The organism is Blautia acetigignens (assembly GCF_025566865.1).
Classification (GTDB): Bacteria; Bacillota; Clostridia; order Lachnospirales; family Lachnospiraceae; genus Blautia_A; species Blautia_A acetigignens.
In genome coordinates this window covers 413,182-428,382 of sequence record NZ_JAOQJM010000001.1, presented here as the reverse complement: position 1 = coordinate 428,382, position 15,201 = coordinate 413,182, and the positions used below count along the sequence as shown (strand labels likewise).

Genomic DNA, 15,201 nt, shown 5'->3' with positions numbered 1-15,201 from the left:
GGAAGAAAAAGGAGGATATAACATGAAGTTATCAATTAATGGAATTAAAGAACAGGAAGCGTGGAAGCATGCAGGGATTACCCTTCCGGGTTATGATGTGGCAGCAGTTTCGGAGAAGGCAAAGAAAGAACCAGGCTGGGTTCATTTTGGTATCGGAAATATTTTCCGCATATTTATCGGTGGGATTGCAGATGGCCTTCTGGAAGAAGGAATTTTGGATCGTGGCATTACCTGTGTGGAAACCTTTGATTATGATGTAGTAGATAAGATTTATGATCCATATGATAATCTGGGATTAAGTGTAATCCTGCATGGTGATGGTACGCGTGAATATAAAGTGATCGGAGCTCTTGCAGAAGCAGTGAAAGCACAGTCTTCTGATAAAGTCCAGTGGAGTCGGCTGAAGGAGATTTTTACCAGTAAATCCCTGCAGATGGTTTCCTTTACAATTACAGAGAAAGGATATGCATTGCAGAAAGCTGACGGAACATGGTTCCCGTTTGTAGAGGCAGATATCAAGAATGGACCGGATAAAGCGTGTGGTGCCATGGCAGTTCTGGTTGCAATGCTTTATGAAAGATATAAGGCTGGCAGATATCCGATCGCACTGGTTTCCATGGATAACTGCTCACAGAATGGCGCAAAGCTCCGTGAGTCAGTAATGACAATGACAGAAGAGTGGAAGAAAGCAGGATTTGTTGATGAGGGATTTGTGAACTATGTAAGTGATGAAAAAGTAGTTGCTTTTCCATGGACAATGATTGATAAGATCACACCTCGTCCAAGTGAGCAGATTGCAGCAGACCTTGAAAATCTGGGTGTTGAGAAGATGCAGCCGGTGATCACAGGCAAGAAGACATACATTGCGCCATTTGTCAATGCTGAGAAACCACAGTATCTTGTAATTGAGGACAGCTTCCCAAACGGACGTCCGGCTTTGGAAAAAGGTTTCGGCGTATATATGGCGGACAGAAATACAGTTAACCTTTCTGAACGTATGAAGGTAACAGTATGCCTGAATCCGGTCCATTCTGCTACAGGTCCTCTGGGAGTAGTTCTTGGATATGATCTGTTTGCACATATGCTTAATACAAATGAAGATATGATGAAAATGGCGCGTATGGTTGCTTATGATGAAGGTCTTCCGGTAGTTGCTGATCCTGGAATTCTCTCTCCGCAGGCATTTGTGGATGAGCTTTTTAACGATCGTTTTCCAAATGAATATCTGGGAGACACAAACCTTCGTCTGGCAGTAGATGTATCTCAGATGGTTGGTATCCGCTTTGGTGAAACTATTAAAGCATATGTACAGAAATTCGGAGATGCTTCCAGACTGACTGCGATACCTCTCGGAATTGCAGGATGGCTCAGATATATGCTTGGTGTAGATGATGAAGGAGATAAATTTGAACTTGCACCGGACCCAATGAATGAGGAACTGCAGGAACAGTTTAAGGATATTGTAGTAGGTAAACCTGAGACTTTCACAGATCAGTTAAAACCAATTCTTTCCAATGAGCGCCTGTTCTTTACTGATCTTTATAAAGATGGTGTGGGAGAGAAGATTGAGGGCATGTTCCGTGAGATGCTTGCAGGACCTGGAGCTGTAAGAGCAACAATACACAAATATGTTGGATGATTTTCATCAGACAGAGATTATAACTGATTATCAGGAGGAAAATTGAAATGACAGAAGCAGCATTTGCAGCAGAGCCATCAAGGCTGTTAATCGCAGCAGCGGCAGGCATTGTATTGTTACTGTTACTTATTATTAAATTTAAAATTCACCCAGTATTATCCCTGCTGATTTCAGCTTTGGTTATAGGGCTCGGAGCCGGTATGCCGGTTCCGACTCTGGTCAGCACAGTAGAGAAGGGGGCAGGTGAAACTCTGCAGGGAATCGTATTGTTGATTGGACTGGGATCTTTATTTGGAGGGATTCTGGAGGTGTCAGGAGGAGCGCAGTGTGTTGCCCAGACACTGGTAAATAAGTTTGGTGAGAAGAAAGCAGGAATTGCACTTGGAATCACAGGACTTGTAGTTGGTACAACTGTTTTTTTTGAAGCTGGTGTTGTGATCCTGATTCCACTGGCATTCGGACTTGCCAGGAAAACCAAAAAATCTACATTATATTATGTGATCCCTTTATTGGCAGGTCTTGCAACTGGATTTGCGTTTATTCCGCCATCAGCAGGCTCTGTACTTGTTGCAAATATGCTCAATGTGGATTTGGGAGTTATGATTGCAGTGGGTGTTCCTGTTGGTATTCTCTCTTTGATTTTTGCAGGGATTTTGTGGTCAAAATTTATCGGCAGCCGTATTAATACAGGACTTCCGTTTAATATTCAGGAGGTCAAACAGGAAGATGAAGCGAATCTTCCCGCATTTTCTACTGTGCTGTGTATTATCCTTGTTCCGCTGATTTTAATTCTATGCAATACACTTTCTACGTATATTCCGGGAATTGATGCTATTCGTCCTGTTCTGGAATTTTTTGGAACACCATTTGTAGCATTGATCATAGCCGTATTATCAGCAATGTATTTTCTTGGCAAAAAACAGAATTATGATGGAGAACAGTTAAAGAAGATCATGGATCGTTCCCTGCGCCCTACAGGGCAGATTTTGCTTGTTATCACAGGTGGAGGAATTATCCGCTGGGTATTGCAGGACTGTGGTATGGGTGACATCATTGGACCGGCACTGGAGAAAAGCGGTCTTCCACTGGTGCTGGTGGCATTTCTGATCGCAGCATTAATCCGTGCATCTGTAGGCGCAGCAGTAGTGGCTATGACAATGGCAGCCGGTATTATGGCAGCTATGCCTGGAGTGGCAGGATTATCTCCTGTTTATCTGGCAGCTATGGTCTGTGCTATCAATGGAGGAGCAACAGCATTCAGTCATGTGAACGATTCCGGATTCTGGCTGGTAAGTTCTCTGCTTGAGATAGATGAAAAGACAACCTTAAAATCATGGACAATGATGGAAACTATTATAGGCTTTACAGGATTGATCTGTGCAATTGTAATCAGCCTGTTTGCATAAGGAGTATAGCGGATGATCGTAAAAGTAGTTTTAAAAACCATGCAGAATGCGAGAAAACTTGTAAGTATAGTAGAACCAATCCCCTGTGATGTAGAATTGTGCTGTGGTCGTTATGCAGTAAATGCAAAATCTATGCTTGGCGTATTGAGTATGCCTGATTTTGAGAAAGGGGAGCTGCATGTCCATACGGATAATGATAAAGAGTGTGAACAGATCCTTCATAAGCTGTTGGAGGCAGATATTTTGATGGACACAAATGATGCAGCCTGTCGATCCATTTATGATATCACTGTATTTGGAGAAATATTGATTGATTTCACCTCTCAGAGATTAAATGAGGATGGGCAGATGCTATATGCGAGAAATCCAGGAGGTGCACCGGCAAATGTGGCTGTTGCTTCCAGCAGACTAGGAGCCCATACTGCATTTATTGGAAAAGCAGGAGAGGATATGCATGGGGAATTTCTCAGGTCTGTACTTCAGAAGGAAAATGTGGATACCAGAGGAATGCTGCTGGACAAAAAATATTTTACAACACTTGCGTTTGTGGAAGTAAATGAATCAGGTGAGAGAACTTTTTCGTTTGCAAGAAAGCCGGGAGCAGATACACAGATCCAGAAAGAAGAACTTGATGTTGATGTCCTTGACCAGACTAACATTTTTCACATTGGGTCTTTGTCACTTACAGATCAGCCTGCAAGAGATACTACTTTTTATGCAGTAAAAAGAGCAAAGAACAAGGGAAGTATTATTTCATATGATCCCAATTACAGGTCATCATTATGGGAAAATGAAGAGATTGCAAAAGAGCATATGAGAAGCCTGCTTCCATATGTTGACATTATGAAAATTTCAGACGAAGAAACAGAGCTTTTGTCAGGATACGAGAATGTTATTGAAGCAGCAGAAGAATTATATCGTCAGGGAGTAAAAATTGTAGCAATAACACTTGGAAGAAATGGAACTTATATTTATAATAAGGATGGTGGACGTATAGTTGAGGGATTTGCAGCAGAGTATGTGGCAGATACAAATGGAGCAGGTGATTCCTTCTGGGGCAGTTTCCTGTACAAACTCAGCCAATCTGATAAAAGAATAGATGAACTGACTCTGGAAGAACTGGCAGAATATGCACGGTTTGGAAATGCAGCAGCAAGTATCTGTGTGGAGAAAAAAGGTGCAATTCCGGCTATGCCGAAGTTAACGCAAGTGGAAGAAAGACTGGAGGGTAAAAAATGAATTTAAAAGAACAGCTTAATGGAATTCAACATATTGGAATTCCGACAAATGATATTGAAGCAACGATTGATTTTTATGAGGTTCTTGGATTCGAAATTGCTTTTCGTACAGTAAATGAGGAAGCGGATGAAAAGGTTGCTTTTTTGAAATTAAATACACTTGTTGTTGAGACATATGAAAATAAAGCGGCTAAGATGGAATCCGGTGCAATCGATCATATGGCGATTGATGTAAAAGATATTGAAAAAGTATATGAAATGATTAATCAGGCAGGATTAAATACGACCAATGATATTGTTCATTTTCTTCCTTTCTGGGAAAACGGGGTAAAGTTCTTTACAATTGAGGGACCGAATAAAGAGAAGGTTGAGTTCAGCCAGTACTTATAAAGTCAGGCGGTTAAATTCAGCGAGATAAAGCATCTGTTAAAGCTGACAGGATTCTGCATGAAGTAGGATCCTGTTTTTTTATACATAGCCTTAATACAATAAAAATCCCCCCATAAACCCAAACTCTCCCCCTCTATCCTAAACCTGCCATATGAGTTAAGATAATATCAACAAAGGAAAGCAAAAACAAATAAATGAGGAGGGAATGGAATGAATGAGGTCATTGTCTCCATGAACAATATCAGCAAAAGTTTCCCGGGCGTAAAGGCCCTGGATCATGTGAAATTTGAGCTGCGTTCTGGAGAAGTTATGGCGCTGCTTGGGGAAAACGGAGCCGGAAAATCAACCTTGATGAAAATCCTCAGCGGTGTATATACCAGAGACGAAGGAACGATGGAAATCTTCGGAAAATCCTATGACGATCTGACACCAAAGCAGGCCCAGGAAGCAGGAGTAGCCATTATTCATCAGGAATTGAACATGTGCAAGCACTTAACGGTAACGGAGAACATGTTCCTTGGAAGAGAAGTAAAAGGTGGTTTATCCTTAAATAATGCGAAGATGCGGAAAGAAGCCAAGAGGGTTCTGGACGATCTTCGAATTGACATCAGTCCGGATCAGATCGTAGGAGATCTGCCAGTATCCAAACAGCAGATGGTTGAAATTGCAAAAGCACTTTCCATCAATGCAAGGATTCTGATCATGGACGAGCCTACATCCTCTCTGACAGCAAAAGAAATCGATGATCTTTTCCGTATCATCCGTAAGCTGAGGGATGAAGGAAGAGGAATCGTTTACATTTCACACAGACTGGAAGAATTGGCCCATATCGTGGACAGAGTTACCATCATGCGAGATGGACAATACATAACAGACGGTAATTTCAAAGACATGGACATGGACTATATTATCAAAAATATGGTAGGCCGTGAGATCAAAGAGAAATTCCCGAGAGTGGAATGTGAGAAAGGTAAGAAGATTTTTGAGGTGAAAAATCTCAATGCCGGAAAAATGGTCCGCGATATTAATTTTTCTTTATATGAAGGTGAGATTGTAGGATTTGCGGGACTGATGGGAGCCGGAAGAACAGAGACTACAAGAGCTATCTTCGGTGTTGACCCGAAAGACGGCGGAGAGCTTTATGTGGATGGTAAAAAAATCGAAGTCAATTGTCCAATGGATGCTATCCGAAATGGTGTTGTACTTGCCCCTGAGGATCGTAAAAAAGACGGTCTCTGTACGAAATTAAGCATTCGCCAGAATCTGGCACTGCCAAATCTTGACCTTGTATGTAACAAGATGGGTGTGATAAACTCAGGAAAAGAAGATGCTCTTTGCGAAAAAGCAGTGAAAGATCTCCGGATCAAAACACCGAACGTGGAAATTGATTCCGGCAATCTTTCCGGTGGAAACCAGCAGAAAGTAGTTGTTGGAAAATGGCTTGCAAGAGATTCACGAGTTGTTATCTTCGATGAACCAACAAGAGGAATTGATGTTGGTGCAAAGGTAGAAATTTACAATCTGATGAATGAGCTGAAAAAACAGGGAATTGCAGTTATGTTTGTATCCTCTGAAATGCCGGAGGTCATGGGGATTGCAGACCGTATCATCGTAATGTGTGACGGACGTATCACCGGTGAGGTTTCAGCAAGGGAAGCCACCCAAGACGAGATCCTGACAATGGCAACATCCTTTGAAAACAAGGGTATTAAGGAAACTGAGGGAGGAAGTAAAAATGAATAGTAAACAGCAACGCCCCTTAAAGAAGTTATTGGGGATCAGGGGAATGGGGGCAGCACTTACCGCGTTCGTGGGGCTGGTCATTATTTATATCGCATTTGGCATCATTAACCCGGCGGTGTTTTCTGGACAGAATGTGTTGAACCTGCTGCGTTCCATGTCCAAGTACCTGCTGATCGGTATTGCGCAAAGTTACGTACTGATCACTGGAAACATTGACCTGTCAATTGGATCCATGGTTGGAATGAGCGCTATGATCGCAGCTACTTTAATGACAACAGGAATGGCACCATTCCTTGCAATCGTGATTGCACTGATTGCCTGTCTGGTAGTTGGTGTGGTAAACGGATATCTGGTTGGAAAATTTAAACTTCCTCCATTTATTGCAACACTGGGAACCATGTTCGTAGCACGAGGAATTGCCTACATGGTAAACGGAAACAGAAATACAGATGCCATTGCAACAGGTGTTGGAAAAGAAACGGCTGATGCATTCCAAAAATGTTTTTATTACGGTAAAACACTTGGCATTTATAACACATTCTGGATCGCACTTGTTATTTTTGTTATATTTTTCTTTATCTTATCCAAGACACGTACAGGCCGTCATATTTACGCAATCGGTTCTAACGTGGACGCAGCAAAGCTTTCTGGTGTAAACGTAGTTTCCACCACAGTAAAGACTTATCTGGTAAGCTCCGTATGCTCCTGTGTGGTTGGCCTTATCCTTTGCGCACAGGCTGGTATGGGAAATATGGAAGCTGGAAACATGTACGAGATGTACGGCGTAGCTGCCGGCGTAATCGGTGGCGTTTCCCCACTTGGAGGAACAGGAATCCTTCTTGGAACCTTCGCAGGTGCAGCCGTTTGGCAGACATTGGAAAATGGTCTGAACATGATCGGTGCACAGGTTGGTATCCAGCGAGTTGTAATCGGCGTGATCGTAGTTGCAGCCGTATTGCTGGATGTAGTTGTAAGAAACGGCCAGTTTGGAAAACACAGAAAAAAATAACCTGTTATGAAACTAAACCGCAAATGGAGAAGGCGGGTAGTTATAAAAAATAATTTTTAGGAGGATTTTTACAATGAAAAGAAAACTTTTAGCTATGGTATGTGCAGTATCTATGATCGCTTCCCTTGGAGCAGCTACTGTTTATGCATCAGATGATGTTAAGGCTACAGGTGATGAGAAAATTGCGCTGATTACAATGGACTCTATCGACCAGCACTGGATCACCCTGAATGAAGGCGCTCAGGAAGAAGCTAAAGAGCTTGGGGTAACAGTTGACTTCATGTCCCCAAATACAAAGGATGATGCTCAGCAGATTGAGTGTGTAAATAACGCAGTAGCAGGCGGCTATGACGCGATCATGGTTGCTGCAAACGGACCAGACGCTATTTCTTCCGCACTTCAGGAAGCAAAAGACCAGGGAATTAAGATTGTATATGTTGACTCCCCTGCAAATGTAGAGGCAGAAGCTACTTTCTCCACAGACAACAAAGCAGCTGGAACAACAGCAGGAGAAGAAATGAAGAAGGCTCTTGAGGATGCTGGTATTACATCCGGAAAAATCGGTATTATTAATGTAAACGCAGCTACTGATTCCTGCGTAAACCGTGAGGAAGGCTTCCGCGCAGCATTTGACGGCACAGACTTCGAGATCATGGAAACACAGTACGGCGAAGGTGATGCTGCAAAATCCCAGAGTATCGCAGAGAACTACATTACACAGGGCGTTGTTGGTATCTTTGGATGTAACGAAGGCTCCACAACTGGTGCCGGAAATGCCATCAAAGCAGCTGGAAACGCTGACATCATCGGTGTTGGTTTTGATAAATCTGATGCAATTCTGAATCTGATCGACGACGGATATCTTCTTTGCACAATGGCTCAGAACCCGGATGTTATGGGATCTGAAGGCGTAAAAGCAGCTGTAAAAGCAATCAACGGCGAGGAGCTTGGTGGAGAAGTTACAGATACAGGTGTATCTGTGATCACAAAGGATTCTGATAAATAATCTGAAATAAAAAGAATATTGTTCATGGAATACCATGTATGTGGTGATGACTGGAACAGTAATATAAGGAGCAAGAAACCGTCGGTTTTTCCGGCGGTTTTCTTGCTTAAATTGCTGAAATGGATTATCATTATAAATAAGAAAAATGGAAAGAGTTTCTATGGAAATAGGAAAATTCTTTCACAGTAATTATGTAATGGGGACGGAGAACATGGAGATTTTAAAGGTAGTAATTGCAGATGATGAGGTGCGGATCTGCCAGCTGATCCAGGCACTGATTGACTGGGATTCTTTGGGAATGAAGGTGGTAGGAATTGCCCACAACGGAGAGGATGCCTGCGAAATGGTACAGCAGACACAGCCGGACATTCTGATCACAGATATCCGCATGCCAGGCTGCAGTGGTCTGGAGCTGGTAAAAAGGGTGAAGGAGCTGGATTCTGCTCTGGAAGTGATCATAATCAGCGGTTACGCCCATTTCGAGTATGCACAGCAGGCTATCAGTTACGGCGTGGGACATTATCTTCTGAAGCCGGTAAACAAGGGGGAACTGACTGCTACCCTGCAGAAATTGCAGAAAAAGATCGGGGAGCGCAAGGAGTCGGAACTGAATCACCAGGAGCTTGTAAATAAGGCGAAAAGAGATGATGACCATTTACGGGCGAATCTGATCGACCGGCTGCTGGATCAGCCGGATATGCCGGTTTCACAGGACACACTGACGAGCATTTATCATCTGAAAGCAAGACAGGGAGTATACCAGGCGTTTTGCGTAAAAGTGGATTATGGAAGAAAGATCATTTCTGGCGGCAGAATGGATGGAACAACAGGTATGGCTGGCGAGAGAGAAATCAGCTCCACTTCCAGTGAGGTACTTATGGAAAAAGTTCGCGAGGCCCTGGAACGAAATCTGAAAAATGACAGTCGCGAATTAATTCTTCTGATTCGTGATGACTATTGCTATGGTATTCTTAACTATCCGGAAAGTGAGAAAGAATCCATCCGCCGAAGCATGAAGAGCAGTCTTACCCAGATGGAAATCCAGAAAAACATGTTTCAGCATGTAAGCTTTTCCATGGCAGTTGGAGCAGCATACAAAGAGGCAGAGCGTTTGGCAGACTCTATGCAGGAAGCCCGAAAACTGATCCAGGAAAGACTGGTAAAAGGGGATGGACGGGTTCTCGACTGTATGGGAAAAGCTTCAGAAATCCAGGAGAGTGAGCTGCTGAAAAAGTATCTTCGTGAGATTACCCATGCCGTAGAAATTTCCAGCATTCAGAATGCAGCAGAAGCAGTAGAGGATTTGCAGGATACGGTAAATAAGGCGAAAGAAATCCGGGGCAGCGAGATTTTCGAACTGGTATATGCAGCAGCTGATATTTTTGCAGCAAGTATTCGGATTCCAGAGCGCACTGCCACTGTGGAGGAATTCCGTAAACAGTGTGACAAATGTGGAAAAATAGAGGAAATTTTTTCCTGTCTTGGGGATTTTCAGCAAAAATATATCCAGGAGCAGGCTGAACGCTATGAAAATGATACTATCCGCCCGGTTCGCAAGGCAAAGGAATATATTCAGAACCATTTCAGTGATCCGCTGACCTTAGAGGAAGTCAGCGAGATGGTGGGACTTAGCACTGCTTATTTCAGTGCCTTATTCAAGAAGACAGAAGGAGAAGGTTTTGCCAAATATCTGATCAACGTGAGAATGGAACAGGCCAAGCTGCTCCTTCGGGAATCCAATCTTCCAGTAACAGAGATCTGCCGGAAGGTAGGATATAACGATCCGAAACATTTCACACATACCTTTGAGAAAGCGGCAGGGGTGAAACCCTCTACATATAGAAAATTGTATGGATAAATCAAAAATGAAATTCAAAGAAAAATTAAAATACATATCCAACCGTGCTCTTGTTCTTGGAACGGTGATCTTCGGAGTTTTTATTATTCTGGCGGTAATTCAGCTGCTATTGGCATATAAAGGAGAAACACCCTGGTGGATGGCCATAATTATAACAATATTTGCAATTTTGTTTCCAATTGTATTCTGGCTGTGGATTCACCGTCCTTACATGCGTTGTGAAAAAATGACGAATCGTTTTCTGGATGGTTATATTTTTTCCGAAAAAGAAGATATGGAGCTCTTGAACCTGACTCCAAGCATCCAGAAGCAGATGAAAATGGTAGACCGTATTGTGCGTTCTCCCCAATATATGGATCTGAACAAAAGACAGGCTCAGTACCTGGCTTTGCAGAATCAGATCAATCCCCACTTTCTCTACAATACACTGGAAAGCATCCGTGGAGAAGCTATTATTGCAGGCCTGGACAGCGTTGCAGATATGACAGAAGCTCTGGCAAGATTTTTCCGTTACACCATTACCAAGGTGGAGAATCTGGTTTCTGTGGAGGAAGAGCTGGACAACTGTGAGACTTATTTTGGAATTCAGAAATATCGTTTCGGGGATCGGCTGCAGCTTCATATTGATTATGATATTGCAGAGTATGAAAAGATCATGAACTGTAGAATCCCCAAACTGACGTTGCAGCCTATTCTGGAAAACAGCATTATCCATGGCGTGGAACTGAAGGTTGGTGGCGGAAATCTCTACATCCGTTTTCAGTGTACAAAGGATCGCCTGCTCATTCGTATTTCCGACGATGGTGTGGGAATGGATGAGATGACTTTGGCAAAGCTGAACCAGAAGCTGGGCAAGTCAACCAAAGCTTTTCACGACAACGAAGAAAAACAGGGCGGAATCGCTCTGGTGAATGTGAATAACAGAATCCATCTGATTTTTGGGGATGAATATGGTATGCACGTTTATTCTGTACCGGGAGAAGGGACAGATGTGGAGATCACCATCCCTATACTTACTGACGACAGACAGGTAAAAAACAGGAGTGTGCTGGCATGAGAAATGAAGTTCTCAGAATGGAGCGTGTGACGTATAAAGAGGATGAGGTTGTAAAGCTGAAGGACTTCAACCTTCAGATCTTTCAGGGGGAGGTTATGGGATTTCTGCCTGTTAACAGTCATGGGAAAACAGCTCTTCTGAAGCTTCTGGAACGGAATCTTCCCCTCTATGACGGTTATATATATTATGGAGGCGAAAAGGTAAATACCTGGAAAGAAAATTATAAGGCAGCAAACAGGATCAGCATTATCCAGGAGAAAAGTTCTCTGGCAGAAAATCTGAATATTGCAGATAATATTTTTGTGCTGCGTCCGGGCTTTCGTCAGTGGATGATTCGCACAAAGATCCTGAACCGGCAGATGAAGCCCTTTTTCGAAGATATCGGAATGGACATTCCTCTTGATAAAGATGTGGAGAAGCTTTCTGCTTTTGAACGGATCATTGTAGAATTGCTCCGGGCAGTGATTATGGGATATCATCTGATCGTGCTGGATGAGGTTGGAGCCCTTGTCAGTGATGACGAGTTGAAAAAGCTTCATGCAATTATCCGTCATTATGTGAAAAAAGGTTTTTCTTTTCTTTATATCTGTTCTCATTTGGAGGAGATTTCCAGTATCTGTGACAGATGTGCGCTGTTTACAAATGGAAGAATCCAGAAGATTCTGGAAAGAGAGGAACTGTTCAATGATCCGCCTGTAACTTACATGACGGAATATAATGACATGGTCCGTTATCATACAGAAAAAAGGGAAGGGCAGCAGGCTGCACCAGTTGTTTTTCAGTGGAAGGGCTACGGAGAGAATGCAGCTTGCAAGTTTTCCTTTGATGTGCATAAGGGAGAATGTCTGGCAGTACAGATTATGGATGCCGGTGGAATGGAAGAACTGAGGAGAATTTTAACCGGAGATATTTTACCGGAAAGTGGAGAAATCCTGTTGAATGGGAAGAAGACAGAGATTCCGAGAAATGGCAGGATTGCAGTAATCCAGGAACGTACTACAAAAACTATGATTTTTCCAGAACTGGATTATATGAATAATCTCTGTATTTGTCTGGCAGAGAAAGTTCCTTCAATCTGGCATAACAAATGTCTTAGGAAAAGTATTCGAAATGAGTACAGTCCCATATTAGGGAGAGATGTTTTTGAAATGCCGGTGGAGGAGCTGAGTGAAAAGCAGAAGTATCAGCTGGTGTATACAAGAGTACTTTTGCAGAAACCAGAGATTCTGCTTTGTATTCAGCCTTTCCGCGGCGCTGATCTTGCCCACCGGATGTTTATCTGGAGTATGTTGGAAAAGTTTCTGGATAAGGGGATTTCAGTTGTGATCTTATCTTTGAATTTGTCGGATTCCCTGGCAATGGCAGATCGCCTGCTGATTCTTGGGGAGAATGGGGAAAAGAGGGAAATTGCAAGAGAAAATTTCCATAAAATTACATCGCCGGTGCCCTGGCTGCATATGTATCCGTCGGAGAGAAAATAAAATGTGTAAATATAATACTAAGGCTTAGGATTGTATTTCAGAGAGTTTAAAGAAGAAGGCCATTGCGAATATCTGCTTGATTATTTTATTGAGAAAAGCCTGAGAAAAGTATAAAATAGGAGATAATAAAAAATAAACGAAAGGGGTTTTTATCATGAGTAAACGAACAGAGAGAATGAGCCGGAGTGCAGCAGAGAGAATTAACCGCAAAGATACCGTGATCAGACAGAATAATGCAGAACTCGAGGAGCTGAGGAGTCAGTATGAGAATCTGGATATCTGTGAGGAGGATAAGCAGGTGATTGATGATTATATTGCTTGCAAAGATGCCAGAGCTGACAGGATGGCAGAGAAGCTCTATGAAAAGGGAAGAAAAGATGTGAAGAGATGTATCCGCATCCGAAAACTGATCCGCAGATGCATGATCCTGTCTGTCATTGCTACGGTGGTACTGGTTCAGTATAATAAGAATGAGAAGCTGAGAGAAAGCCTGGAAGAACTGCTGAAAATGTTCCGGGATGGAGTGTCTGATGAAGAGGTATAACTGATATAAATAATGCAGATAAAAATGTACTCTCGGAATCTTCTCACAAAAGCAAATACAAGGAAGACTCCGAGAGTGCATAAACAAAAGGAGTAAAACAGCATGGAAACACAAAGATATTCAATTCTGTACAGCAGTAAAACAGGGAACACAAAGAAGCTTGCAGAGAAGATCAGGGAGATACTGCCTGAGGAAAACTGTGATTATTTTGGAACAGAAGGCGCGAAGGCTCTCTCATCCGATATATTATACATTGGATTCTGGACAGATATAGGGAATGCAGATCCTGCAACACTTGAACTGTTAAAAAGCCTGAAAAATAAGAAAATTTTTCTGTTTGGAACAGCAGGCTTCGGAGGCAGTGAAGCCTATTTCCAGCAGGTTCTCGGGAAAGTTAAGGAATCTGTGGATGAGAGTAATACAGTAATGGGAGAATTTATGTGTCAGGGGAAAATGCCCCAGTCAGTCAGGGACAGATATGTAAAGATGAAGGAGAAACCGGATCATGCGCCGAACCTGGATGAACTGATCCAGAACTTTGACAGGGCGTTATCTCATCCTGACAATGAGGATCTGGAGAGACTTGGCACAATAATCAGAAGAAACTTAACAGAATAATTGGGAGAGAACTGGAGAAATAATTAAGTCTTGACTAACAGAGGGAACTGCGGTATAGTGCTCGTTACTATTTTATAGATTTTCGCGAAAGAGAGGTAACGAGACATGACATTTTATCAGGAATTACAATTGAGTTCGACCGGCTCCAAACAGCTGATCAGAAACACCACAGACCCCAAAGAGAAAAGACGGCACATTCTGATCTATAACTTTAAAGTGTATCTGGTCATGGCATTCTGTGTGGCAGTGGTAAGCATATACAGCAAGCTTACAGGGAACAACAACAGTGTAGTGGGTGTTACTGTTCTGCTGGCAGTGCTTGTGCTGCGGCAGGCAGATTTCGGGATCAGGACAACACATGGACTGCTTTCCATTGCAGGGATCTTCGGTATACTTATGGCAGGCCCCCGTCTGGCAAATATGGCACCTCCGTTAGCTGCATTTGCAGTGAATGTAGTGTGTATCTTATTGCTGATGATACTGGGCTGTCACAATGTGATCATGTACAATCATTCCACCTTTGTTCTGGGCTATCTGCTGCTTCTGGGCTATGATGTGACAGGAAAGGAATATACCTTCCGTGTGATCGGTCTGTTGGTGGGAATGGTGATCTGTATGATCGTCTTCTATAAGAATCAGAGAAACAGAGCTTATCGAAGAACCTTCCTGGATCTGTTCCGGGAATTTGATCTTAAGTCAGCAAGAAGCAGATGGTATGTGAAACTGACACTGATCGTATCCAGCGCAATGCTGTTTATGAATCTTCTGGGACTTCCCAGAGCAATGTGGGCAGGAATCGCCTGTATGTCTGTATGTCTGCCTTTTACAGAGGACTGTATCCCAAGGTCTGTGAGCAGAGGAATGTTTAATGTTGTGGGCTGTCTGCTGTTTATTGTGCTGTATCTGGTACTTCCTAAATCCATGTATCCGTACATTGGAATGATCGGAGGAATCGGAGTTGGATATTCAGCAGGATATCCGTGGCAGACTGCATTTAATACTTTTGGAGCTTTATCTATTGCAGCAGGGATCTTCGGAATGCCGGCAGCAGTAGCACTTCGTATAGGTGCCAATGTACTGGGAGCAGCCTATACGGTAATCTGCAATAAAGTAACAGATAAAGTAGCAGAGTATATAGGCACAAATAAATGTGCAGAAAATCTTTCCTGACTGAAACTGCGGAGCGGTTATAAGCAAGTAAAAGAGCGGATG

General features: G+C 42.8%; 13 protein-coding genes. All 13 read left to right on the top strand.

What is annotated here, in order from left to right; genetic code table 11:
* Nucleotides 1-22: 22 nt before the first annotated feature.
* The 13 genes from OCV70_RS01970 to OCV70_RS01910 all read left to right on the top strand — a co-directional run bounded on the left by OCV70_RS01970 (nucleotide 23) and on the right by OCV70_RS01910 (nucleotide 15,159).
* On the top strand, nucleotides 23-1,639 hold the full coding sequence (locus OCV70_RS01970; protein WP_173765716.1) for a mannitol dehydrogenase family protein: 1,617 nt from the start codon (nucleotides 23-25) through the stop codon (nucleotides 1,637-1,639).
* Nucleotides 1,640-1,686: 47 nt separating this feature from the next.
* Nucleotides 1,687-3,045, top strand: a complete 1,359-nt coding sequence (locus tag OCV70_RS01965; RefSeq protein WP_117851088.1) for a GntP family permease — start codon at nucleotides 1,687-1,689, stop codon at nucleotides 3,043-3,045.
* A 12-nt stretch (nucleotides 3,046-3,057) separates the two neighbouring features.
* Nucleotides 3,058-4,284: a PfkB family carbohydrate kinase gene (locus OCV70_RS01960; protein ID WP_173765718.1), complete on the top strand. Its 1,227-nt coding sequence runs from the start codon at nucleotides 3,058-3,060 to the stop codon at nucleotides 4,282-4,284.
* On the top strand, nucleotides 4,281-4,673 hold the full coding sequence (locus OCV70_RS01955) for a VOC family protein (protein ID WP_021926711.1): 393 nt from the start codon (nucleotides 4,281-4,283) through the stop codon (nucleotides 4,671-4,673). The genes OCV70_RS01960 and OCV70_RS01955 overlap by 4 nt, the downstream gene beginning before the upstream one ends.
* Before the next feature lie 210 nt (nucleotides 4,674-4,883).
* Nucleotides 4,884-6,416 carry a sugar ABC transporter ATP-binding protein gene (locus OCV70_RS01950; RefSeq protein ID WP_117851086.1) on the top strand — a complete coding sequence of 511 codons (1,533 nt, stop codon included), beginning with the start codon at nucleotides 4,884-4,886 and terminating at the stop codon, nucleotides 6,414-6,416.
* A complete protein-coding gene (locus OCV70_RS01945) occupies nucleotides 6,409-7,425 on the top strand; it encodes an ABC transporter permease (RefSeq protein WP_117851084.1) in 1,017 nt (338 codons plus the stop codon). The genes OCV70_RS01950 and OCV70_RS01945 overlap by 8 nt, the downstream gene beginning before the upstream one ends.
* A 73-nt stretch (nucleotides 7,426-7,498) precedes the next feature.
* Entirely contained in the window at nucleotides 7,499-8,431 is a 933-nt protein-coding gene (locus OCV70_RS01940) for an ABC transporter substrate-binding protein (protein ID WP_117851081.1), read from the top strand.
* 160 nt (nucleotides 8,432-8,591) lie between these two features.
* Nucleotides 8,592-10,289 (top strand): response regulator, encoded by a 1,698-nt coding sequence (locus OCV70_RS01935; protein WP_173765720.1) that lies wholly within the window; start codon nucleotides 8,592-8,594, stop codon nucleotides 10,287-10,289.
* Nucleotides 10,290-10,296: 7 nt separating this feature from the next.
* On the top strand, nucleotides 10,297-11,346 hold the full coding sequence (locus OCV70_RS01930; RefSeq protein ID WP_117851309.1) for a sensor histidine kinase: 1,050 nt from the start codon (nucleotides 10,297-10,299) through the stop codon (nucleotides 11,344-11,346).
* A complete protein-coding gene (locus tag OCV70_RS01925; protein ID WP_117851076.1) occupies nucleotides 11,343-12,827 on the top strand; it encodes an ATP-binding cassette domain-containing protein in 1,485 nt (494 codons plus the stop codon). The genes OCV70_RS01930 and OCV70_RS01925 overlap by 4 nt, the downstream gene beginning before the upstream one ends.
* 154 nt (nucleotides 12,828-12,981) lie before the next feature.
* Nucleotides 12,982-13,371 (top strand): hypothetical protein, encoded by a 390-nt coding sequence (locus OCV70_RS01920; RefSeq protein WP_117851074.1) that lies wholly within the window; start codon nucleotides 12,982-12,984, stop codon nucleotides 13,369-13,371.
* Nucleotides 13,372-13,473: 102 nt separating this feature from the next.
* Nucleotides 13,474-13,989, top strand: coding sequence for a flavodoxin family protein BilS (bilS, locus tag OCV70_RS01915; RefSeq protein WP_117851072.1), 516 nt, complete (start codon nucleotides 13,474-13,476; stop codon nucleotides 13,987-13,989).
* A 105-nt stretch (nucleotides 13,990-14,094) separates the two neighbouring features.
* The gene (locus OCV70_RS01910; protein WP_117851070.1) at nucleotides 14,095-15,159 is read left to right on the top strand and encodes an FUSC family protein; all 1,065 of its coding nucleotides are present in this window, start codon (nucleotides 14,095-14,097) and stop codon (nucleotides 15,157-15,159) included.
* The last annotated feature ends 42 nt before the right edge of the window (nucleotides 15,160-15,201 follow it).